Annotated in this window: 20 protein-coding genes and 1 pseudogene; 13 read left to right on the top strand and 8 right to left on the bottom strand. The window is 67.9% G+C overall.

Annotation, left to right across the window (positions count from 1 at the left end):
• Nucleotides 1-7: 7 nt before the first annotated feature.
• From AC5Y7E_RS01980 to AC5Y7E_RS01990, 3 genes and pseudogenes are all read right to left on the bottom strand, one after another.
• Entirely contained in the window at nt 8-199 is a 192-nt protein-coding gene (locus AC5Y7E_RS01980; protein WP_499917661.1) for a hypothetical protein, read from the bottom strand.
• A pseudogene (locus AC5Y7E_RS01985) lies at nt 200-625 on the bottom strand (metallopeptidase family protein); the annotation flags it as partial.
• 4 nt (nt 626-629) lie between these two features.
• Nucleotides 630-2009 carry a septum formation family protein gene (locus tag AC5Y7E_RS01990; RefSeq protein WP_499917284.1) on the bottom strand — a complete coding sequence of 460 codons (1380 nt, stop codon included), beginning with the start codon at nt 2007-2009 and terminating at the stop codon, nt 630-632.
• A gap of 111 nt (nt 2010-2120) precedes the next feature.
• On the opposite strand from AC5Y7E_RS01990, the gene serS reads away from it, so the two are divergent.
• Together serS and purT are read left to right on the top strand one after the other, a co-directional pair.
• Entirely contained in the window at nt 2121-3383 is a 1263-nt protein-coding gene (serS, locus tag AC5Y7E_RS01995; RefSeq protein WP_499917283.1) for a serine--tRNA ligase, read from the top strand.
• Nucleotides 3380-4579 carry a formate-dependent phosphoribosylglycinamide formyltransferase gene (purT, locus tag AC5Y7E_RS02000; protein ID WP_499917282.1) on the top strand — a complete coding sequence of 400 codons (1200 nt, stop codon included), beginning with the start codon at nt 3380-3382 and terminating at the stop codon, nt 4577-4579. The genes serS and purT overlap by 4 nt, the downstream gene beginning before the upstream one ends.
• On the opposite strand, the gene AC5Y7E_RS02005 is transcribed toward purT, so the two are convergent.
• Nucleotides 4560-5042, bottom strand: coding sequence for a DUF2834 domain-containing protein (locus AC5Y7E_RS02005; protein ID WP_499917281.1), 483 nt, complete (start codon nt 5040-5042; stop codon nt 4560-4562). The two genes, purT and AC5Y7E_RS02005, sit on opposite strands and share 20 nt — an antisense overlap.
• Before the next feature lie 69 nt (nt 5043-5111).
• Between AC5Y7E_RS02005 and AC5Y7E_RS02010 the strand changes: the two genes are divergently transcribed.
• Together AC5Y7E_RS02010 and AC5Y7E_RS02015 are read left to right on the top strand one after the other, a co-directional pair.
• A complete protein-coding gene (locus AC5Y7E_RS02010; RefSeq protein WP_499917280.1) occupies nt 5112-5744 on the top strand; it encodes a TetR/AcrR family transcriptional regulator in 633 nt (210 codons plus the stop codon).
• A gap of 61 nt (nt 5745-5805) precedes the next feature.
• Nucleotides 5806-7368 carry a phytoene desaturase family protein gene (locus AC5Y7E_RS02015; RefSeq protein ID WP_499947282.1) on the top strand — a complete coding sequence of 521 codons (1563 nt, stop codon included), beginning with the start codon at nt 5806-5808 and terminating at the stop codon, nt 7366-7368.
• Nucleotides 7369-7376: 8 nt separating this feature from the next.
• On the opposite strand, the gene AC5Y7E_RS02020 is transcribed toward AC5Y7E_RS02015, so the two are convergent.
• Complete coding sequence (locus AC5Y7E_RS02020) at nt 7377-7718, bottom strand: hypothetical protein (RefSeq protein WP_499917278.1); 342 nt, start codon at nt 7716-7718, stop codon at nt 7377-7379.
• Nucleotides 7715-9265: a Rieske 2Fe-2S domain-containing protein gene (locus tag AC5Y7E_RS02025; protein WP_499917277.1), complete on the bottom strand. Its 1551-nt coding sequence runs from the start codon at nt 9263-9265 to the stop codon at nt 7715-7717. The genes AC5Y7E_RS02020 and AC5Y7E_RS02025 overlap by 4 nt, the downstream gene beginning before the upstream one ends.
• Nucleotides 9266-9415: 150 nt before the next feature.
• Between AC5Y7E_RS02025 and AC5Y7E_RS02030 the strand changes: the two genes are divergently transcribed.
• The 4 genes from AC5Y7E_RS02030 to AC5Y7E_RS02045 are packed head-to-tail and all read left to right on the top strand — an operon-like array spanning nt 9416 to nt 12596.
• Nucleotides 9416-10183 carry a lysophospholipid acyltransferase family protein gene (locus tag AC5Y7E_RS02030; RefSeq protein WP_499917276.1) on the top strand — a complete coding sequence of 256 codons (768 nt, stop codon included), beginning with the start codon at nt 9416-9418 and terminating at the stop codon, nt 10181-10183.
• Between the two features lie 7 nt (nt 10184-10190).
• A complete protein-coding gene (locus AC5Y7E_RS02035; protein ID WP_499917275.1) occupies nt 10191-10946 on the top strand; it encodes a lysophospholipid acyltransferase family protein in 756 nt (251 codons plus the stop codon).
• Between the two features lie 14 nt (nt 10947-10960).
• The gene (locus tag AC5Y7E_RS02040; protein ID WP_499917274.1) at nt 10961-11746 is read left to right on the top strand and encodes a lysophospholipid acyltransferase family protein; all 786 of its coding nucleotides are present in this window, start codon (nt 10961-10963) and stop codon (nt 11744-11746) included.
• A gap of 34 nt (nt 11747-11780) precedes the next feature.
• Nucleotides 11781-12596 (top strand): HAD family hydrolase, encoded by an 816-nt coding sequence (locus AC5Y7E_RS02045; protein WP_499917273.1) that lies wholly within the window; start codon nt 11781-11783, stop codon nt 12594-12596.
• Between the two features lie 12 nt (nt 12597-12608).
• Here AC5Y7E_RS02045 and AC5Y7E_RS02050 read toward each other — a convergent pair whose 3' ends face one another.
• Together AC5Y7E_RS02050 and AC5Y7E_RS02055 are read right to left on the bottom strand one after the other, a co-directional pair.
• Nucleotides 12609-14300 carry an N-acetylmuramoyl-L-alanine amidase gene (locus AC5Y7E_RS02050; protein ID WP_499917272.1) on the bottom strand — a complete coding sequence of 564 codons (1692 nt, stop codon included), beginning with the start codon at nt 14298-14300 and terminating at the stop codon, nt 12609-12611.
• A 128-nt stretch (nt 14301-14428) separates the two neighbouring features.
• Nucleotides 14429-15565 (bottom strand): PirG, encoded by a 1137-nt coding sequence (locus AC5Y7E_RS02055; protein WP_499917271.1) that lies wholly within the window; start codon nt 15563-15565, stop codon nt 14429-14431.
• Nucleotides 15566-15817: 252 nt separating this feature from the next.
• Between AC5Y7E_RS02055 and glf the strand changes: the two genes are divergently transcribed.
• Genes glf through aftB form a run of 5 tightly spaced genes read left to right on the top strand, consistent with a single transcriptional unit; the run spans nt 15818 to nt 22327 of the window.
• On the top strand, nt 15818-17008 hold the full coding sequence (glf, locus tag AC5Y7E_RS02060; protein WP_499917270.1) for a UDP-galactopyranose mutase: 1191 nt from the start codon (nt 15818-15820) through the stop codon (nt 17006-17008).
• The gene (locus AC5Y7E_RS02065; RefSeq protein WP_499917269.1) at nt 17008-18918 is read left to right on the top strand and encodes a glycosyltransferase; all 1911 of its coding nucleotides are present in this window, start codon (nt 17008-17010) and stop codon (nt 18916-18918) included. Before glf ends, AC5Y7E_RS02065 begins: the two co-directional genes overlap by 1 nt.
• Nucleotides 18911-19462 (top strand): phosphatase PAP2 family protein, encoded by a 552-nt coding sequence (locus AC5Y7E_RS02070; RefSeq protein WP_499917268.1) that lies wholly within the window; start codon nt 18911-18913, stop codon nt 19460-19462. Before AC5Y7E_RS02065 ends, AC5Y7E_RS02070 begins: the two co-directional genes overlap by 8 nt.
• On the top strand, nt 19459-20367 hold the full coding sequence (locus tag AC5Y7E_RS02075) for a decaprenyl-phosphate phosphoribosyltransferase (protein ID WP_499917267.1): 909 nt from the start codon (nt 19459-19461) through the stop codon (nt 20365-20367). Before AC5Y7E_RS02070 ends, AC5Y7E_RS02075 begins: the two co-directional genes overlap by 4 nt.
• Nucleotides 20354-22327: a terminal beta-(1->2)-arabinofuranosyltransferase gene (aftB, locus tag AC5Y7E_RS02080; protein WP_499917266.1), complete on the top strand. Its 1974-nt coding sequence runs from the start codon at nt 20354-20356 to the stop codon at nt 22325-22327. Before AC5Y7E_RS02075 ends, aftB begins: the two co-directional genes overlap by 14 nt.
• The last annotated feature ends 382 nt before the right edge of the window (nt 22328-22709 follow it).

Raw genomic sequence — 22709 nt, forward strand, 5'->3', positions numbered from 1 at the left:
CTCTCGCTCAGACGGCCAGCGCGATGACTTCGGTGCACGCGCAGCCGACGGCGTCGCAGTCGACCACGAAGGCGTGCGGCAACAACTCAGGGGTGAAGCAGTCCGGCTCCGTGCATTCCGACCGGTGCAGGGCATGGCGAATGATGGTGCCGTGACAGTGATCTAAGCCTGCCCGGCAGTCGCGGCAGTCAATGCTCATAGGTGAGTTCATAGCACCCGGCGCGGACAAATCCGGGATGCCGCGCCGGGAAATCCGGGGGGGCGTGCGAGGCGCTCAGGCCCAGCCCAGCTCGTGCAGCCGGTCGTCGTCGATGCCGAAGTGGTGCGCGATCTCGTGGATCACCGTGATGGCCACTTCGTCGACGACCTCGTCCTCGGATTCGCACACGTCCAGCAGCGCGTCGCGATAGATGGTGATGGCATCCGGCAGCGAGCCCGAGTAGTCCGAGTCTCGCTCGGTCAGAGCCACGCCCTCGTACAGCCCGAGCAGTTCGGCATCCTCGGGATGGCGGTCTTCGACCAGGACGACGACGTTGTCCATGGCGGCGGCCAGCTCGGGCGGGATCAGGTCGAGGGCGTCGGAGACCAGTTCGTCGAAGCGTTGCGGATTCATCCGCACGGACACCCGGCTAGCCTCCCGGCGGCGGCTCGGCGGGTGGCGCCGGTGGCGCGGGGTTCGCCGGTGGCGCGGGCTGGGGCGCCTCGGGTGCCGGATTGGCCGGTGGGGCGCCGTTGTCCGCGGGCGGTGGGGCCTGCTGGGCGGGAGCCTGCTGCTGCGGGGCCTGCTGGGGTTGCTGAGCCGGCTGCTGGCCGGGCAGGTGCTGGTTGTTCGGCGGGATTTCCGGGGTCGGGCCGGGACCGGTCTGGGTGGCCGGCGGCTGCGCCGGAACCTGAAGGGGAATCGGCGGCATGGTGAGCCGCTCTTCGGGAATGTCGGGCGGCGGCACCGGCGGTTGGCCGTTGATCAGCAACTGACCCTTGGCGCTGTTCAGCAGGGTGGCCCAGCCGCCGTTGCCCAGCGTGGCGCCGATGCTGCAGGCCACTTCGCGGCTGCCGGCCGTCCAACTGGCCAGCGGCACAGTCGGATAGATCAGCGTCAGCGTGGTGGTGCGCAGCTTGACCGGCGCCAGGTACGCGTCCGTCATCTTGGTGCACGAGTCTTTGATGAAGCCGTCCTGGTCGGGCTCGGCGGGCAGGCCACCGGGGAACTTCTCGCCCAAGTTGACGGTGCCGGTGACTTCCATGGCGTGCGGCGCCGCGCAGTCAACCGGCGCATCGGTCGGCTGGTTGGTCGCCGAATCGATGCCCAGGCAGGTGCCGGTCGGCCAGACCTTGGACTGGTCGACGTCGGCGACCTTGCCCTTGAAGGCCTGCTGCTGGTTGCTCATGCCGGGCAGCTGCAGGCCGCACAGCATGCGGCGATCGCCGGACTGGCGCCAGGCCCGGTCGCCGGGCCACAGCAGGCTGACGGTGAACTTGCTGTTCGGATCGAACTTGGGGCCCAGGTAACTGCGGACGGCGGCCTCGCACTGTTCCTGGGTGATCTGCTGAATGCGCGCGGGCGTCGGCGGCGCGGCGTTGGGTCCGTACTCGGCGCCCGGGAACGTCCGCATGTCAATGGATTCGGCGACCTCGAACTTGTGGTCGTCGCCGCAGTTGACGATCTTCGCCGATTCCGGAGTGGTGTCCGGCCACATCAGGCATTCCCCGGTGCCTGCCCGGTTGAAGGCGGCATCGCTCTTGGTGCCGGTGCTGCGCACGGGGCTGCTGTCGAGGAACCGGCCCGATCCGGGACCCCCGGCCGGGATCGCGGTGACCAGCCCCGCGATCAACAGCCCGCCGAGCGCCGTCAGCAGCAACGCGCGCCGGGTCGCCCGGGCCTGCAGGCTGCGCGGCCACAGGAAGGCCGACGACTCCTGATCGGACGACTGATCGGTCGAGGCGACGGACGAATCGTCCCCCCGGCCTTCCAACAGTTCTTTCTCGGGCGCTTGCGACATCCGCTCCATTCTGACAGCAGCGCCTGGGATGCTTGACAAAAGTTACTGATGTGAGTCCTGCGACCATCGCGGGTGATGCTCCGGCCGCCGGCCGAAAGCGGTGAAAGTAGTCTCAGGGCCGTGATCGACCTGAAGCTGCTCCGGGAGAACCCCGACGCCGTGCGCCGCTCCCAACTCAGTCGCGGGGAGGACCCGTCGCTGGTAGACGCCCTGTTGTCGGCCGACGCCGCCCGCCGGGCGGCGATCTCGTCGGCCGACGGCCTGCGGGCCGAGCAGAAGTCCGCGAGCAAGAGCGTCGGCGCGGCGTCTCCCGAGGAGCGTCCGGCCAAGCTGGCGCATGCGAAGGAGCTGGCCGAGCAGGTGAAGGCCGCCGAAACCGCACAGGCCGACGCGGAGACGGCGTTCACCGCGGCGCACATGGCGATCTCCAACGTCGTCATCGACGGGGTGCCCGCCGGCGGGGAGGACGACTTCGCCGTCCTCGACGTGGTCGGCGAGCCCGCCGCGATCGACGACCCGAAGGACCACCTGGAGCTCGGCGAATCGCTCGGGCTCATCGACATGCAGCGCGGCGCCAAGGTGTCCGGGTCGCGGTTCTACTTCCTGACCGGTAAGGGCGCGCTGCTCCAGCTCGGCCTGTTGCAGCTCGCGTTGCGGCTGGCCGTCGAGAACGGCTTCGTTCCGATGATCCCTCCGGTGCTGGTGCGCCCGGAGGTGATGGCCGGCACCGGATTCCTCGGCGCGCACGCCGACGAGGTCTACCGGGTCGAGGCCGACGACCTCTACCTGGTGGGCACCTCGGAGGTGCCGCTGGCCGGTTATCACTCCGGCGAGATCCTCGACCTGTCCGGCGGCCCGCTGCGCTACGCGGGATGGTCGTCGTGCTTCCGCCGCGAGGCCGGCAGCTACGGCAAGGACACCCGCGGCATCATCCGGGTGCATCAGTTCGACAAGGTCGAGGGCTTCGTCTACTGCACACCCACCGACGCCGAGGCCGAACACCAGCGCCTGCTGGGCTGGCAGCGCGACATGCTGACCCGGATCGAGGTTCCGTATCGAGTGATCGACGTCGCCGCGGGCGATCTCGGCTCGTCGGCCGCCCGCAAATTCGATTGTGAGGCTTGGGTTCCCACCCAGGGCACCTACCGCGAGCTCACGTCGACGTCGAACTGCACCACCTTCCAGGCCCGCCGGCTGGCGACCCGGTATCGCGACGAGGCGGGCAAACCGCAGACCGCGGCCACGCTCAACGGAACGCTGGGCACCACGCGCTGGCTGGTGGCGATCCTGGAGAACCACCAGCAACCCGACGGCAGCGTGCGGGTGCCCGAGGCGCTGGTGCCGTTCGTCGGTGCCGAGGTGTTGGAGCCCGTCGCTCGATGACCACCATCGGAACGCCACTGTCGCCGGACGCAACCAGGGTCATGCTGCTCGGCTCCGGCGAACTCGGCCGCGAGGTGGTGATCGCGCTGCAGCGCCTCGGGGTGGAGACCATCGCGGTCGACTCCTACGACAACGCGCCGGGCCAGCAGGTCGCCCACCACGCGCGGACCATCGCGATGTCGGATCCGAAACAGCTCAAGGCCCTGATCGAGGCCGAGAGGCCGGATGTGGTCGTTCCGGAGATCGAGGCCATCGCCACCGGAGCGCTCGAGGAACTGGAAGCCGCCGGCGTGGTGCGGGTGATCCCCACCGCCCTCGCGGCGCGCCTGACCATGGACCGGGCGGGCATCCGGCGCCTGGCGGCCGAGACCCTCGGCCTGCCCACCAGTCCGTACCGGTTCTGCGATTCGCCGGCCGAATTGCAGGCAGCCGCCGAGGTCATCGGTTACCCCTGCGTCGTCAAACCGGTGATGAGCAGCTCGGGCAAGGGCCAGAGCAAGCTCGACGGACCCGACGACGTCGCGGCGGCCTGGGCCTATGCGCTGGCCGGCGGCCGAGTGAGCCACGGCCGTGTCATCGTCGAGGGATTCGTCGACTTCGATTACGAGATAACACTTTTGACGGTCCGGGCGCGCGGCGACGACGGCGAGGTGGGCACGCATTTCTGCGCGCCGATCGGGCACAAGCAGGTCAGCGGCGACTACGTCGAGAGCTGGCAACCGCACCCGATGTCGGCGGCCGCGCTGCACAACGCTCAGCTGATCGCCCGAGCCATCACCGAAAGGCTGGGCGGGCAGGGGATTTTCGGGGTCGAGCTGTTCGTCAAGGGCGACCATGTGTGGTTCAACGAGGTCAGCCCCCGGCCGCACGACACCGGTATGGTCACGCTGATCACCCAGTGGCAGAACGAATTCGAGTTGCACGCCCGCGCCATCCTGGGGCTCGCGGTCGACACCACGTGCAGGACGCCGGGCGCCAGCGCGGTGATCTACGGCGGCGTGGACGCCAAGGGCGTCGCCTTCGACGGCGTGGACGACGCGCTTCGGGTGCCGCGCAGCGACCTGCGCCTGTTCGGAAAGCCGGAAAGCTTCGTCAAACGGCGCATGGGTGTCGCACTGGCGCATGCCGAGGACGTCGACACCGCGCGTCGCAACGCGGTCGAGGCGGCGAGCCGGGTCAGGCCGCGACCGGTGTGACCGCGGCGCGCTCGTGCCGGCGCTGGCGTTCCATCGTCGCGAAGTAGAAGGCGAACGGAAACGCGAAGCTGGTGAAGAAACTGGACAGGAAGAACAGCCACGGCCGCCGGATACCGCGCCGGAGGCCGTCGATGATGGTAAACACCGGCATCAGAATCACATTCGCGATCATGTAGTCCTGGTTTCCCGACCCGCAGGCCGGGGTGGCGAATTGGCCCTTGATGAATTCCGGATAGCTGGCCGGCCCGGAGATCAGGTTGCCCTGGCCGTGCGCCGCCATCACGAAGTGAATGTTGAACCAGTAACCCAGCACGATCGACGCAATGCCGGCGACGTAATACACGCATTCCAACGGCGAAAGCCACGGCCCACCTTCGGGTCTGGCGTAGACCTTCGGGTTGGACGCGATGATGCCGGCGATGCAGGCGAGTCCCAGCAGAAAGTGAATGATGATCGAGGCCATGCGCGAAGTGTCGCGCGCAATCGAAAGTTTTGTCAATAATGTCAAAAGATTTCTTGGTACCTTCTTCCCATGGTCAGGCCCGCTCAGACGGCGCGCAGCGAGCGCACCCGCGAAGCGCTCCGCCAGGCCGCCCTGGTGCGATTCCTCGCCCAGGGCGTGGAGGACACGTCGGCCGAGCAGATCGCCGCCGACGCCGGGGTGTCGCTGCGAACGTTCTACCGCCACTTCGGCTCCAAGCACGACCTGCTGTTCGCCGACTACACCGGGCTGCATTGGTTCCGGTCCGCGCTGGATGACCGGCCGGCCGGCGAACCCATCATCGATTCGGTGCAGGCGGCCATCTTCTCTTTCCCGTACGACGTCGACGCCGTGACCAAAATCGCCGCACTGCGGCAGGACGAGCTGGATCCCGGCCGCATCGTCCGGCACATCCGGGAGGTCCAGGCCGACTTCGCCGACGCCATCGGCGCTCAGCTGCAACGGCGCAGCCGCCGGGCCAATGGCGCGCCCCCGACGACGGACCAACGGGTGCGGGCCGCGGTGACCGCCAGATGCATTGCGGCCGCGGTGTTCGGCGCGATGGAGGTCTGGATGGTCAGTGACGAACGGTCTCTGGGCGAACTGGCGCGACTGTGCCATGCGGCGCTGGAGTCGCTGCGGGCCGGGATCACCGATTCCTGGGTCACGGCGACGCGACCCTAAAGTTTCGTCATAATTGACAAAACTTTGCCGTCGTGCGAGCCTCCTTTCCGGAGGGCAGGACATGACTGATTACGACGCGATAGTTATCGGTGCCGGCCATAACGGGCTGACCGCGGCGGTGCTGCTGCAGAAGGCCGGGCTGAAGACCGTGTGCCTGGATCCCAAGCTGTACGCGGGCGGCATGGCTTCCACGGTAGAGCTTTTCGACGGCTACCAGTTCGAGATCGCCGGCTCGGTGCAATTCCCGACCTCCCAGGTTGTGGTCGACGAGCTGGGCCTGGACACCATACCCACGATCGACCTGGACGTGATGTCGGTGGCCGTGCGCGGCGTCGGCGACGATCCGCTGGTGCAGTACAGCGACCCCGTCAAGCTGTTCACCCATCTCAACGAGGTGCATGGCGCCGACGCCGTCAACGGCATGGCGGGCCTGATGGCGTGGAGTCAGGGGCCTACCCGCGCCCTGGGCCGATTCGAGGCCGGAACACCACCCAAGAGCATCGACGAGATGTATGCCTGCGCCACAAACGAATTCGAGCGCTCGGCGATCGACGACATGCTGTTCGGATCGGTCACCGACGTGCTGGACCGTTACCTGCCGGACCACGAGAAGCATGCAGCGCTGCGTGGCTCGATGACCGTGCTGGCCGTGAACACGCTCTACCGGGGTCCCGCCACGCCGGGCAGTGCGGCCGCGCTCGCCTTCGGCCTCGGCGTTCCCGACGGCGACAGCATGCAGATGAAGAAGCTGCGCGGCGGCATCGGCGCGCTCACCTCGCACCTGTGCGACGTGCTGGCCGGCCACGGCGGCGAACTCCGGTTGCGTACCAAGGTGACCGAGATCCTGGTCGCCGACGGACGGGTGACCGGGGTGCGCACCGAGGCGGGCGAAACGCTGACTGCCCCGATCGTGATCTCCGGCATCGCGCCGGACGTCACGCTCAATGAGATGATCGATCCCGCCGCTCTTCCCGCCGATCTCCGGGAACGCTACGCACGCATCGACCACCGCGGCAGCTACCTGCAGATGCACTTCGCGCTGGAGGAGGCGCCCGTCTTCGCCCCGCCCTACGAGGCCCTGAACTCACCGGCCATGCAGGCCTCGATCGGCCTGTTCTGCACGCCCGAAGAGGTCCAGCAGCAGTGGGAGGACGCGCGCCGCGGAATCGTCCCGGCCGACCCGACGGTCGTATTGCAGATCCCATCGCAGAACGACCCGGACCTCGCGCCGCAGGGCAAGCACGCCGCGTCGGCTTTCGCACTGTTCTTCCCGATCGAGGGCGAGGTGGACTACGGGCAGGCCAAGGTCGAGATGGGCCGGCGGGTGATCGACAAGGTCACCCGGCTAGCCCCGAATTTCGAGCGCAGCATCATCCGGCACACCACCTTCACGCCCAAGCACATGGGCGTGATGTTCGGCGCCCCCGGCGGCGACTACTGCCACGGACTGTTGAATGCCAACCAGATCGGTCCCAATCGGCCCGGGCCGCGGGGGTTCCTCGGCCAGCCGATCCCCGTCGAAGGGCTCTACCTGGGCAGCGCGGGCTGCCACGGCGGCCCCGGTATCACCTTCATCCCCGGCTACAACGCCGCGCGACAAGCGCTCGCCGACCGGGACCGCTGAGCGGCGCCCTAACCGCGCAGGCTCAGCAGTTCGTCCAACAGGGCGGTGAACTCCTCGGGGCGCGCCGGGGTGAACGCGGGGGAGGGCCGGGTGCCCGGGACGTCCAGCGTGATCAACGTCGACTTCAACGGCCGGCCGATGTCCAGCGGCAGCCAGCGGCGGAAGTCCGAGCTGCCCCATATCCGGAACCGTTGGGTGAAGAGACCCAGCTGCTCGGCTTTGTACCCGCGGATCGCCTCGAGCGAGATCACCTTCGACGTTCCCGACGGAAAGTGGTAGCGGCGCAACGTGATCGCCGCACGATCCAGCTGGACCAGGCCATCATCATAGGAGTCGTAGGAGTCGGTCACGCCCGCGAACTCCTCAGTTGGTGGCCCTTGGCGGTCAGGCAGCGCCCGTCGTCCAGGCGCCACTGCCACCCGTGCAGGTTGCAGGTCAACGTGTTCCCTTCCACCACACCGAATTTCGACAGGTCGGCCTTGAGGTGTGGGCAGCGGCGCTGAATCTCCCAGCCGTCCAGCGTGACCGAAGCCGAGTCGTCGTGAGTCTCGGCGAACCAGCCGTCGGCGTACGCGATCCGTTCGTCGGTCAGGCACTTGAAGAACGTGTAGAGGTACTCGTTGTAACCGCCGACCCGCCAGGCCCTGAAACGGGTCGACAAGAAGATGGTGTTGACCCAGTCCGGCTCGCCGTCGCGCAGCACGGTGCGGACCAGCTCCGGCGCTATCGCGAATCCGTAACGAACCTTCTCATCCGGAATACGTTCCCGCACAGCCCTTTTGGGGAAGTCCAGGATCACGGTCTCCGGTCCGAGCACCAGTTCGACGGGGTAGCCGATCCCGTCGCAGATCTCGTCGCTCTGCGACATGATCGGCTCGAACAGGGCGCGCAGCGGTTCCAGCAGCGGCTCCCCGCTCGCGGGCGCCCAGCTCGCCCGCTCCGCGGCGATGACGGGCGCCATCCGCTCGGCGTATTCGGCGATGTAGTCGGCCTTGCCCGTGGTGAAGATGGCCTCGACCTGGTCGGTGGGCAGCGGATGGGTCAGCGAATTCAGGGTGGAGCCGGTGAAGTCGGCGGTCGAGCCGGGCATCATCAGCAGCCCGCCGTCGTGGCCGTGCCTGCGCATCTGGTCTAGAAAGACCATCTGGTCGGGAAAGATGTTGGCCGGATCGGCGTGGTCGTCGTTGAGGTCGCGCAGCTCGGGATCCAGGAAGCAGGGCGGCCCCGCCGACGGCACCACCCACGTCGCCCCGACCTGGGCCAGGTACTGGCGGGCGCGGTCCATCTGCCGTTGGCGTTTCTGGAGGCCGAACGATTCCTTGGCGCGGGCCGGCATGTCGTAGACCATCGGGTACCAGATGGCCCCGGAGTACTGCAGCAGGTGCACATCGACGTGCCCGAACTCGGACGCGAGCACGTCCAGGTCCACCGGCCGCGCGTCGTTCATGTTGAAAACCGTTGTCGCGCCGTCGGAAACCAGCAGCGCCGAGTCGCCGATCGGGCCGTCGGCGGGTGCGCGCAGGGCGATGATCATGACGTCAAGGTCGCCGCCCGCGCCGCCGAGCCGGTGCTTGACCGAGTCGCAGGTCTCGAAGAATCGGTGAAAACCCAGCTTCTGCAACTCGTTTCGCAGATCAGGCACCGGGAAGTCCGGCAGCAACACCACCGCGTCCTTGTTGACGTGCTCGGCCAGGTTCTTCGCGTCGAAGTGGTCCCTGTGCAGGTGTGACACATACAGGTAGTCGCAGTCGCCCAGCTCGTCCCAGTCCAGGGTGCTGTTGTCCGGGAACGGGAACCAGGACGCGAAGTACGCGGGATTGACCCAGGGGTCGCAAAGGATGCTGCCCGCTTGGCTCTTGATCAGAAATCCGGCGTGGCCGACGCTGGTGACCTGCACTGATACCTTCCTGGGGCCGGTGGGAGGCCGTGACGGCCTCGGCCGGCGATGACGGCTTTTCAGCCCCCGAGCTTAGCGCGAGCAGGCGCCCTGGGCCCGGCACCGCCGTCCGGTGACGGCGCACGGCGGGGAGCATTAGGCTGAGGTGCTGTGGAACCGGTTTACGGGACTGTCATTCAACTCGCCCGCCTGGTCTGGCGCGCCCAGGGCCTGAAAATCACGATCGCGGGTGTGGAGAACTTGCCGAAAAGCGGCGGTGCGGTGATCGCGATCAACCACACCGGCTACCTGGACTTCACCTTCGCGGGATTACCGGCCTACAAGCAGGGGCTGGGCCGCAAGGTGCGGTTCATGGCCAAGCAGGAGGTCTTCGACCACAAGATCACCGGGCCGATCATGCGCAGCCTGCGGCACATCTCGGTGAACCGGCAGGACGGCGCGGCGTCCTTCGAGGCCGCCGTGCGGAACCTCAAGGACGGTGAGCTGGTCGGCGTCTACCCCGAAGCCACGATCAGCCGCAGCTTCGAGATCAAGGAGTTCAAGTCGGGTGCCGCCCGCATGGCCGTCGAGGCCGGCGTGCCGATCGTTCCGCACATCGTCTGGGGCGCGCAGCGGATCTGGACCAAGGATCACCCGAAGAAGCTGTGGCGGCCGAAGGTCCCGATCGCGGTGCTGGTCGGCGAACCGATCGAGCCGACGTTGGGTATCGAGGAACTCAAGGGGCTGCTGCATTCGCGCATGCAGCATCTGCTGGAACGCGCGCAGGAAATGTACGGGCCGCACCCGGCCGGCGAGTTCTGGGTGCCGCACCGGTTGGGCGGAGGCGCCCCGTCCCTGGCGCAAGCGGCCCAGCTGGAGGCCGAGGAGGCGGCCGCCCGGGCGGCTCGGCGGGCCCGGTCCGCAGGGGCGCCGGAGTAGTAAGTCGATGGTGGAGCCGACCTTCCGCGCTTTGGAGCTTCTGGCGCATTTCTTGGTGAAGGCCACCGGCACCCGGATCACCTTCGAGGGCGAGGAGCAGATCCCCGAACGGGGCGGCGCCGTGGTGGCGATCAACCACACCAGCTACGTCGACTTTCTGCCCGCCGCGCTCGCCGTGCACCGCCGGGGACGTCGGCTGAGATTCATGATCAAAGCCGAGATGCAGCAGGTCAAGCCCGTCAATTTCCTGATCAAGCACACCCGCACCATCCCGGTGGACCGCGGTGCGGGGGCGGGCGCCTACGCGGTGGCGGTGCAGCGGCTACGCGAAGGTGAGCTGGTGGGGGTCTATCCGGAGGCCACCATCAGCCGCAGCTTCGAGCTCAAAGAGTTCAAGTCCGGCGCCGCGCGGATGGCGATCGATGCGGACGTTCCGATCGTGCCGGTGATCGTCTGGGGAGCGCAGCGGATCTGGACCAAGGATCACCCGCGGAATGTGGGCCGCGCGAAGATACCCATTACTGTGCAGGTAGGCGCGCCGGTTCGGGCGCGCGAAGACATCGCGCAGACCGACGCTGCCCTGCGCGACTCGATGACCACCTTGCTGCACCGGGCGCAAGAGCGCTATCCGGGCGAGCCCGGAGCGTATTGGATGCCGCGCCGGCTGGGCGGCGGCGCGCCGACCCCGGCCGAGGCCGCTCGCATGGAGGCCACCGAGGCGGCGGCTCGATCGGCTAAAAGGGCCGAGCACCCGCCGCAGTAGGCGAAGGAGAAGGCATGCCCGAGGGGTTCTACCGGTTGGCGGAATGGGTCGTCCCGCCGATGGTCGCGATGCAGGGCACCAAGTTCACCTATCACGGCCTGGAGAACATTCCCGCGCGTGGCGGCGCCTTGCTGGCCCAGAACCACACCAGCTACCTGGACTGGCTGCCGACGCTGATGGCCGTCCGTGAGCGCCGGCGGCGTGCGTACTTCATGATCAAGGCGGAAATGGCCGACGTGAAGGCGGTCAACTACGTCATCAATCACGCCCGGCTGATCCCGGTGGATCGGCGGTCGGGACACGACGCGTTCGATGTGGCCGTGCAACGCTTGCGCGAGGGCGAGCTGATCGGGATGCATCCCGAGGCGACCATCAGCCGCAGCTTCGAACTGCGGGAGTTCAAGACCGGGGCGGCGCGCATGGCGCTGGACGCGCAGGTGCCGATCGTTCCGATCGTGGTGTGGGGCGCTCATCGGATCTGGCCGAAGGACCATCCCAAGAAGGTGTTTCGCAACAAGGTTCCGATCACGGTCGCGGCCGGGCCGCCGTTGGCGCCGCGGGGCACGCCCGAGGACCTCAACCTGCTGTTGCGTTCGGCGATGAACGACCTGCTCTATCGGGTGCAGGAGGAATATCCGCACCCGAAGGACGAGTTCTGGGTGCCGCGGCGGCTGGGCGGCAGCGCGCCCACCCGGGAGGATTCCCGGGCCCTCCGGCTGTCGGAGTTGCAAGAGCGGATGCAAAGGTACGGAACCGACGGCGTGACGCGACCGGGGCAGATCCAGAGCGGGCTGCATTGAGCGGCCCCCTCAGCTGCCGACGCGGGCGGTATCGATGACGCTGCCGGCGCTCGTCGCTTGCGACGTCGACGGCACCCTGTTCGACGACGACGAGAAGATCTCCCCGCGCACCCGCGACGCCATCCGCGCCGCCGTCGCCGGCGGTGCGCAGTTCGTGGTGGCCACCGGCCGTCCGCCGCGCTGGATACGTCCCGTCGTCGAGGCGCTGGGTTTCGCGCCGATCTCGGTGTGCGCCAACGGCGCCGTGATCTATGACGCCGCGACGGATCGGGTGATGTCCACCCGCACCTTGGCCGTCGACACCCTGGCCGAGTTGGCGGAGCTGGCGACCCGTGTCATCCCCGGTGCGGGGCTGGCCGTGGAGCGCATCGGCGACAGCGCGCATGACACGGCGACGCCCCAGTTCGTCAGCTCGCCGGGTTACGAGCATGCCTGGCTGAACCCGGACAACACCGAGGTGTCGATCCAGGATCTGCTGAGCGCCCCGGCGATCAAACTGCTCATTCGCCGATCCGGAGCCCGCAGCGACGACATGGCGGCCGAACTGGCCAAGCATGTCGGTGCCGAGGCGGACATCACCTACTCCACCAACAACGGCCTGATCGAGATCGTGCCGCCGGGGACCAGCAAGGCCACCGGGATCGAGGAGATCGCCCGACCGCACAAGATCGCGCGCGAGGAGGTGGTGGCGTTCGGCGACATGCCCAACGACCTGCCGATGCTGCGGTGGGCGGGACATGGCGTGGCGATGGGCAACGCCCATCCGGACGTGCAGGTGGCCGCCGACGAGATCACCACCGCCAACAACGACGACGGAGTGGCCCGGGTGCTGGAACGGTGGTGGCTCTAGCGGCGCCGCCGGTTACGTCGGCGTCGGGTGCGACGGCAGCGAGAAGTGCTCGGCCGGTACCGTTGGGCCGCTTGGCGATTCGTTTGTCAGCGGAACGGTGATCCCGTCCAGGACCTCGGTGACATTTCCGGTCAACCGCTCATAGTTCAGCGTGCCGTGCTGGAAGTTCTGCGTAATCTGCAGCGGCTGTTGGATTTCCGCGCTGGTCGGCAATCCGAGCGGGCCACGTTCGTAGCTCTGCGAGCCCCATGCGTCGTAGATGGCGCCGGTGACCGGCTGGGCGCCGGTCTCGGGTGACCAGTACATCGCGCCGCGGGCGAAGGTGACGAAACGGGCATCACCTTCGGCGTCGTCCTCCGGCGAGGTCGGCGCTCCCAGCACGCTGCTCATCGCGCCGATGGCTTGCCAGTGGTCATAGATCGCGCCGCCCTCTAACGCCTTGAGCAGTTCTTCCGGCGGATCGTTGACATGTGATGCGATATCACGCATTTCGTCCATCAGCGCGTAGGCGGCGTTGCCCGGGCAATCGGTATTGCCGACGTCGCGGTGGGTGAAGATGGTCGGCAGCGTCGCGATGGAGCCGGCCGGAAAAGTGGTGTAGTGGCTGCCTGCCGACTCCAGTTGCACCGTGCCCTTGGGGTCGACGGAGTCCAGGCCCAATCGCCAGCCGAGCAGCCGGCCCATCATTCTGAGCTGGATCGGGGTGGGGGGCACGTCGTCGAAGTTGCCGATCATCGCCACACCCCAGGTGTTGCGGTTGAACCCGCCGGTGTGGAAGGCCTCGACCGCCTTGGTGAGACCGCCTGCGCTGCCCTCGAATACCTGGCCGTACTTGTCGACCAGCGCGTTGTAGGCGATGTCGCACCAGCCCAGCGTCTTGCTGTGATAGGTGTAAATCGCCTTGACGATCCCGGCCGATTCGAGCGGTGAATAGTCATTGCTGCCCGCGGTGTGGTGGACGACCGCGGCGCGAATCCCGTTGTCGTACTGCGGGGTACCGCATCGCAGCGACTCGTCGGCGCCCCATTCGGCCCGGCCGATGATGGGGGGAGCCTGGCCGGGCATCAAGACTCCGGCCGGTGGTGTCCAACGCGTTTTCGCCGGCGCTTGCGGTGGCGAGATGAGGACGGCCGAGATGTTCTGCCCGAAGGGCTGTTCCCGGGATGCCGGTTTGTAGCCCAGATCGGTCTTCGCGCCCGGCGGCGGTCCCCCGCCAGCGGGAGGCGCCGCCGGCGTCGCCGCCGCGTCGAGCGGGCGGGTGACCGCGATCTGGACGGTCGTGGTGGTGCCCACGAACACCGGATCGGTGCCGCGGGGCCCCTCGGTCGCCCCGCCGGGGCGGTCCGGAGCCGCCGGGTCTCCGGTGCCCGCCGCGGGCGTCGCCGGGTCGGGCGCCGCCGTTTCGTATTCGGTCTGATACCACGGGCCCCACGTGCCGTCGGGGCGCTTTGCGCGCACGCGGGTCGACGTGCCGGCCAGGTCGCCGGTGAGCGCGACCAGAGAAAACGGGGTGGTCTGACTGATTTCGCGGACCGTGACGCCGGGACCAAGGCCGAAGAGCGGCTGCTCGACGAGCCGAGTTCCGTGCGACGCCGGGGGGCTGGCCGTGCCGCGATCGCGGGCCGTGTCCGTCACCCACGAGACGAGGACGACGGTCGCCGCCATGGCGGTGAGCAACATCGTCGGCGCACGACTGCGAGGCACCAGGCGATGTTACGTGTGTTTCTAGTGTTATCTGTGAGACGACACGAGCCTCGCGCTGGCGAATCTCCACAAAATCGACGGCACCGCAGATGATCTGCGGTGCCGTCTCGTGAAGGGATCGGAAAGGGCTAGACCGGGGGAAGTGCCGGTACCGCACCGGCGGCCGCCGGCAACGCACCGGCCGCACCCGCGGCGGCGGGAAGAGCGCCCGCGGCGGCGCCCGGGAGGGCACCCGCGGCGCCCGGCAAGGCACCCGCCACGCCCGGCAACGCGCCCGCGGCACCCGGCAGGGCACCGGCCGCACCAGGCAGGGCACCCGCCGCACCCGGCAGGGCACCCGCGGCGCCCGGCAAGGCACTCGCGGCACCAGCGCCGCCGTGCATGCCCTGCGTGATGGCCGGCATGACCAGGCCCTTGAGCAGGTCGATCGCCTGGCCGGCGCCCAACTGGTTGGCGGCTTGCATCACGTCGTTGACGAGGCCGCCGCTGGCACCGCCGCCGGTGCCCGAGCCGCCGCCCAGGCCGGTACCGCCGCCGCCGATCGGCGAAGCGTTACCGAAGGTGGACGGGTCGCCCAGGATCGGGTAGGTGCCGCCGACGCCCGGGTCCAAGCCGGCCCCAGAGTCGATCGGCACCTCGCTCGGTGACAGCGCCGGGCCACCCAGGCCCGGCGTGACCCCCGCCGGGCTGGTCAGCCCGGGGTTGGAGAGCGCGGGGTTGAGCCCGGCGCCCGGAGTCGCGACGCCGCCACCGGGGGTGGCCGGCAACGCGCCTGGCGCGGTGAGGCCGGGCGTGGTGGGCGCCAAACCGGGGCTCGTCAGGCCAGGGCTGGCCAAACCGGGGCTCGTCAGGCCGGGGCTGGTCAAGCCGGGACTCGTCAGGCCGGGGCTGGTCAGGCCGGGACTTGCCAGGCCGGGGCTGGTCATGGCCGGATTGGTCAGGCCGGTCGTGCCCAGGCCGGGGGTCCCCAGGCCCGGAGTGCCCAGGCTGGGGCTGGCGAGACCGGGTGTGCCGGCAGCGCCCCCACTCAAGGCGGGCACCGGAGGCAGGTTGATCCCGAATTGCGACAAGCCCTGCGACAGGGCGCCCATCAGCTCGCCGGGCAGATCGCTCATCACCGCGGCCTGCTTGAACTCGTGGTGCTCGGGCGCCTTGTTGCCGGCGGTTGATTCGTAAACCAGGAAGTATGCGCAAGGACTCGCCACTGCCAGGGCGGCAACCGCGCTCATGGCTGTTGAGAGCTTGCGTCGGCGTCGGTTCGGCACGGAAGTCTCCTCAATCTGACTATGTGTTGTGTCGGCGCGTCCCACCGCTCCTATCTGGCGGGAATCACACAAAGTCGATGGTACGAGTGGGGAGCCTGTTACTAGAGTGGTGATATTGAATCGTGAGGCAATTGCGACCACGACCGTGATCGCGGATCCCAGGCGCCGCAACGGCCGTCGTCACGAAGCCACGCCGCCGCATGGCCTCGCCAAATGGGTTCGAGCCACGCGGTCGGATACCCTAAGCAACCGATGACCGCTCGTTTCGATCTTTTCGTCGTCGGCTCTGGATTCTTCGGACTGACCATTGCCGAGCGCGTGGCTACCCAGCTCGGGAAGCGCGTCCTCGTCGTGGACCGCCGACCGCACATCGGTGGCAACGCCTACTCAGAAGCCGAGCCGCACACCGGCATCGAGGTGCACAAGTACGGTGCGCACCTGTTCCACACCTCCAACAAGCGGGTCTGGGACTACGTGCGGCAGTTCACCGACTTCACCGACTACCGCCATCGGGTCTTCGCGATGCACAACGGGCAGGCCTACCAGTTTCCGATGGGGCTGGGGCTGGTGTCGCAGTTCTTCGGCAAGTACTTCACCCCCGACGAAGCCCGCAAGCTCATCGCCGAGCAGGCCGCCGAGATCGACACCGCCGACGCGCAGAACCTCGAGGAGAAGGCGATCTCGCTGATCGGCCGACCCCTCTACGAGGCGTTCGTCAAGGGGTACACGGCCAAGCAATGGCAGACCGACCCCAAGGAACTGCCCGCCGCGAACATCACCCGGCTGCCCGTCCGCTACACCTTCGACAACCGCTACTTCTCCGACACCTACGAGGGCCTGCCCGTCGACGGCTACACCGCCTGGCTGCGCAACATGGCCGCCGACGACCGCATCGAGGTCAGGCTGGACACGGACTGGTTCGACGTGCGCGACGAGCTGCGCGCCGAGAGCCGCGACGCGCCGGTCGTCTACACCGGGCCGCTGGACCGCTACTTCGACTACGCCGAGGGCCGATTGGGCTGGCGCACGCTCGATTTCGAGGTGGAAGTGTTGCCCATCGGCGATTTCCAGGGCACGCCGGTGATGAACTACAACGACCCCGACGTGCCGTACACCCGCATCCACGAGTTCCGTCACTTCCACACCGAGCGCGACTATCCCACCGACAAGACCGTGATCATGCGGGAGTACTCGCGCTTCGCCGAGGACGACGACGAGCCCTACTATCCGATCAACACCGAGGCCGATCGCGCACTGCTGGCCGCGTATCGTGCCCGGGCGAAGTCCGAGACCGCGTCGTCGAAGGTGCTGTTCGGCGGCCGGCTGGGCACCTATCAGTACCTGGATATGCACATGGCCATCGCCAGCGCCCTGAACATGTACGACAACGTCCTCGCGCCGCACCTGCGGGACGGCGTGCCTTTAGTTGAGGAAGCCCCGTAATGACCGCCGTCAGCCTTTTGTCCCGAATCATCTTGCCCCGCCCGGGTGAGCCGCTCGACGTGCGCAAGCTGTATCTCGAGGAGTCGACGACCAACGCCCGGCGTGCCCACGCGACCAGCCGTACCTCGCTGGAGATCGGCAAAGAGTCCGAGGTGTCGTTCGCCACCTACTTCAACGCGTTCCCGGCCAGCTACTGGCGCCGCTGGTCCATCTGTCAGTCGGTGGTGCTGCGGGTCGAGCTGACCGGGACCGGACGCGTCGACGTCTACCGGACCAAGGCGACCGGGGTGCGCATCTCGGTGGAAGGCCGCCAATTCGTCGGCACCGGCGAGCAACCGGCCATCGTCGAAATCGAGGTGGCGCTCAAGCCTTTCGAGGACGGCGGCTGGATTTGGTTCGACATCACCACCGACACCGAGGTCGACCTGATCAATGGCGGCTGGTATGCCACCGAGCCCGCCCCGGGCACGGCCAACATCGCCGTCGGCATCCCCACGTTCAACCGCCCCGCCGACTGCGTCAACGCGCTGGCCGATCTCACCGCGGATCCGTTGGTGGACAAGGTTATCGGCGCGGTCATCGTCCCGGACCAGGGCGTGCGCAAGGTGCGCGACCACCCGGACTTCGCGGCGGCGGCCGCGGGCCTGGGCAACCGGCTGTCGATCCACGACCAGCCCAACCTCGGCGGCTCCGGCGGCTACAGCCGGGTGATGTACGAGGCGCTGAAAAACACCGACTGCCAACAGATTCTGTTCATGGACGACGACATCCGCATCGAGCCGGACACGATCCTGCGGGTGCTGGCGCTCAATCGTTTCGCCAAGACGCCGATGCTGATCGGCGGGCAGATGCTCAACCTGCAGGAGCCGTCACACCTGCACATCATGGGCGAGGTCGTCGACCAGTCGAACTTCATGTGGACCGCCGCGCCGCACGCCGAGTACGACCACGACTTCGCCAGGTTTCCGTTGAACGACAAGAACGATCGCAGCGCACTGCTGCACCGTCGCATCGACGTCGACTTCAACGGCTGGTGGACGTGCATGATCCCGCGCCACGTCGCCGAGGAACTGGGCCAGCCGCTGCCGTTGTTCATCAAATGGGACGACGCCGAGTACGGTCTGCGCGCCGGTGAGCACGGTTACCCGACCGTCACGCTGCCCGGCGCCGCGATCTGGCACATGGCCTGGAGCGACAAGGACGACGCGATCGACTGGCAGGCCTACTTCCACCTGCGCAACCGGCTGGTGGTCGCATCGTTGCACTGGGACGGCGACATCACCGGCCTGGTTCGCAGCCACCTCAAGGCAACACTGAAACACCTTGCCTGCCTTGAGTATTCGACGGTTGCAATCCAGAACCGGGCCATCGACGACTTCCTCGCGGGACCCGAACACATCTTCTCGATTTTGGAATCCGCGCTGCCCGAGGTGCATCGGTTGCGCAAGGAATACCCCGACGCCGTCGTGCTGCCGGCGGCAAGCGAACTGGCCTCGCCTCAGCACAAGACCAAGGCGATGAAGCCGCCGGTGAACCCGGTGTCGATCAGCTACCGGCTGGCCCGCGGAATCCTGCACAACATGACCAAGGCCGACCCGGAATCCCATGCGCGGCCCGAGTTCAACGTGCCGACCCAGGATGCGCGCTGGTTCCGGTTGTGCACGGTCGACGGAGTGACCGTCACCACGGCCGACGGTTGCGGCGTGGTCTACCGCCAGCGGGACCGGCGAAAGATGTTCTCGCTGTTGTTCGCATCGCTGCGCCGTCAGCGCCAGCTGCTCAGCCGCTTCGAGGAGATGCGCCGGGTGTACCGCGGCGCACTGCCCGTGTTGTCGAGCAAGCAGAAGTGGGAGACGGCGTTGTCCCCCGCAAGCGGGCGGTGCCCCCAGCCGGCTGCAGAACATGCATGAGGCCGCCGCCGCAGAGGCGCCGCGCGGCGAGGTGGCCGCGCTCGTCGCCGTCCAGGCCGCATTGAACGAACGCCCCGGCGTGCTGCCGGCGGCGCGCGCACTGTCCCACTTCGGTGAGCACAGCATCGGCTGGGTGGCCGTCGCCGCGCTCGGAGCGGTGCTTTCGCCCAAGCGGCGGTGGGACTGGCTGGTGGCAGGTGCGGGGGCTTTCGGCGCGCACGCCGCCGCGGTCATCGTCAAGCGGATCGTGCGCCGCAAGCGGCCGCACGACCCCGCCGTCGTGGTGAACGTCGGCACGCCGAGCCAACTGAGTTTCCCGTCCGCACACGCCACTTCGACCACCGCCGCGGCGATTCTGCTGGGCCGGACCACCGGTCTGCCTCGAGGAGTATGCGCCGCGGTCTTGGTGCCGCCGATGGCGTTGTCACGGATGCTGCTGGGAGTGCACTACCCCAGCGACGTGGCCTTCGGCATCGCCCTCGGTGCCGTGGTTGCGGCGATCGCGCGCCGCGCAGGAGAGGTCGCAAGAGGTGGAGCCGAATGAGTGAGGACGTCGTGACCCGACCGCCGGGCAACCTGATCACCGGGGTGATCAAGGCGATACGGCCCCGCCAGTGGGTGAAAAACGTGTTGGTGCTGGCCGCGCCGGTGGCCGGGCTGGGCAGCGGCATCCGGTACGACTACGCACAGATGCTCACGCAGGTGGGATTGGCGTTCGTGGTGTTCAGCCTGGCGGCGTCCTCGGTATACCTGGTCAACGACGTCCGCGACGTCGAGGCCGACCGCGAGCACCCGACCAAGAGATTCCGCCCGATCGCGGCGGGCGTGGTGCCTGAGTGGCTGGCCTACTTCCTGGCGGCGCTGCTGGGTGCGGCGTCGCTTGGCATCGCATGGTTCGTGACGCCGAACCTGGCGCTGGTGATGGCCATCTACCTCGCCATGCAACTGGCGTACTGCTTCGGCCTCAAACACCAAGCCGTGCTTGACATCTGCATCGTGTCGTCGGCGTATCTGCTGCGTGCCATCGCCGGCGGCGTGGCGACGGAGATCCCGCTGTCCCAATGGTTCCTGTTGTCGGCCGCGTTCGCGTCGCTGTTCATGGTGGCCGGCAAGCGCTATGCCGAGCTGCAGGTCGCCGAGCGCACCGGCGCCAAGATCCGCAAATCGCTGGAGAGCTACACCAGCACCTATCTGCGATTCGTCTGGACGATGTCGGCGACCGCGGTGGTGATCTGCTACGGCCTGTGGGCGTTCGAGCGTGACCACCATTCGGGATCCTGGTACGCGGTGTCGCTGGTGCCGTTCACCATCGCGATCCTGCGCTACGCGGTGGACGTGGACGGCGGGCTGGCAGGTGAACCCGAAGACATCGCGCTGCGCGACCGGGTGCTGCAGCTGCTGTTCCTGGCGTGGATCGCAACAGTCGGAGCCGCCGTTGCCTTCGGTTAGCCCCGAACTGCAGGCTCTCAAAGCGCGGATGATGCGCAGCCGGCCGGTGATCAGGCGGCCCGGCTGGCCGGTGTTCCCGTACACCACCACGGTGCGGGCCAGCCTGTGGATCAGCGTGGCGTTGGTCGCCGTCCTGTTCGGCTGGGGGAGCTGGCAGCGCCGGTGGATCGCCGACGACGGCCTGATCGTGCTGCGCACGGTGCGCAATCTGCTCGCCGGCAATGGACCGGTGTTCAACCAGGGTGAGCGGGTGGAGGCCAACACCTCCACGGCCTGGACCTACCTGATGTATGTCGGCAGCTGGGTCGGCGGCCCCCTGCGCATGGAGTATGTGGCGCTCGCGCTCGCGCTGGTGCTTTCGGTGCTGGGCGTGGCGTGCGTGATGCTGGGCGCCGCGCGGCTGTACGCGCCGAGCCTGCGGGGCCGCAAGGCCATCATGTTGCCCGCCGGCGTGCTGGTGTACATCGCGCTGCCGCCGGCGCGCGACTTCGCCACGTCCGGTCTGGAGAGCGGTCTGGCGCTGGCGTATCTCGGGCTGTTGTGGTGGATGATGGTCTGCTGGGCGCAGCCGGTGCGTAACCGCGCGGATAACAAGGTGTTCGCCGGGCTGCTGGCGTTCGTTGCCGGGTTCAGTGTGCTGGTCCGGCCGGAACTGGCGCTCATGGGCGGCCTGGCGCTGATCATGATGCTCGTCGCCGCACGGACCTGGCGCCGCCGGGTGCTGATCGTGGTGGCCGGCGGCTTCGTGCCGGTCGCGTACGAGATCTTCCGGATGGGCTATTACGGCCTGCTGGTGCCCGGCACCGCGCTGGCCAAGGACGCCGCCGGGGACAAATGGTCGCAGGGCATGATCTACCTGCTCAACTTCGACGCGCCCTACGCGGTGTGGATACCCGTGGTGCTTCTCGTGCCGCTGGGCGCGCTGCTGTTCGCCGCCCGCCGGCGGCCCTCGTTCCTGCGCCCTGCGCTGGCGCCGGACTACGGGCGGTTTGCCCGTGCGGTGCACAGCCCGCCCGCGGTGGTGGCGTGGGTGGTGGTGAGCGGTCTGCTGCAGGCCCTGTACTGGATCCGGCAAGGCGGCGACTTCATGCACGCCCGGGTGCTGCTGGCCCCGCTGTTCTGTCTGCTGGCTCCGGTCGCCGTCATCCCGATCGCGATCCCGGACGGCCAGGACTATTCGCGGGAGACCGGGAACTGGGTTGCCGGGGCCGCCGGCGCGTTGTGGCTGGGATTGGCCGGATGGGCGCTATGGGCGGCGAATTCACCGGGGATGGGCGACGATGCCACCCACGTCACCTACTCCGGGATTGTGGACGAACGCCGCTTCTACTCCCAGGCAACCGGCAACGCGCATCCGCTGACCGCGGCGGACTACCTGGGCTATCCGCGGATGGCGGCAATCCTGACCGCCCTCAACAACACTCCCGAAGGCGCGCTGCTGCTGCCGTCGGGCAATTACATCCAGTGGGACCTGGTGCCGCAGGCCCAGCCGCCGCCGGGCGACAAGTCCGCGCAAAAACCCCAGCATGCAGTGTTTTTCACCAACCTCGGCATGGTCGGCATGAATGTCGGCCTCGATGTCAGGGTGATCGATCAGATCGGCTTGGCGAATCCGCTTGCGCAGCACACGGAACGGCTCAAGCACGGCCGCATCGGGCACGACAAGAACCTCTTTCCCGACTGGGTGATCGCCGACGGCCCGTGGGTGAAGCTGCCTCCGGGGATCCCGGGCTACCTGGATCAACAATGGGTCGCAGAGGCGGTCTCGGCGCTGCAATGCCCGGAGACCAAGGCGGTGCTCAGCTCGGTGCGCGCACCGATGACCCCGCACCGCTTCCTGTCCAACCTGGTGAATTCCTTCCGGTTCACCAAATACCGGATCGACCGGGTGCCGCGTTACGAACTGGCCCGGTGTGGGCTGCCGGTCCCCGATGAGGCGCCGCCACCACCTCGCGAGTAAGCGTCGCGCAGAAGAAATTTCGGCAAACGCCGAACAAATCACAGCGTGCCGGGCGCGAAAGAATGGCAGCAACATCACATTTGGCCTCTCACCAGCTGGCAATGGCCGCCAAGCACATGTGCAAACGCCGCCTTTTAGACACATGTTTCAATTGAAAACCGCTGGGTAGGTGGGCCGCTCGACGGTTGGTGCCCGCGACTCGATGCGACCGAATGGCGCATCGTGTGGTTGACTACACGAGCACTCCTGCGCTTGGCGTGGCGACGATGCGGGCCGGGACGGCCCGAGAAGGAGCCGTGCATTCGGGTCCGTGCAGGCAGTTTGACCAATCAAGACAGTGACCGATCGGTGAAATGCGCCGAAAGGCCGCAAGAAGGATGAG

The sequence above is a fragment of the Mycobacterium sp. NGS17 genome, from assembly GCF_059813205.1.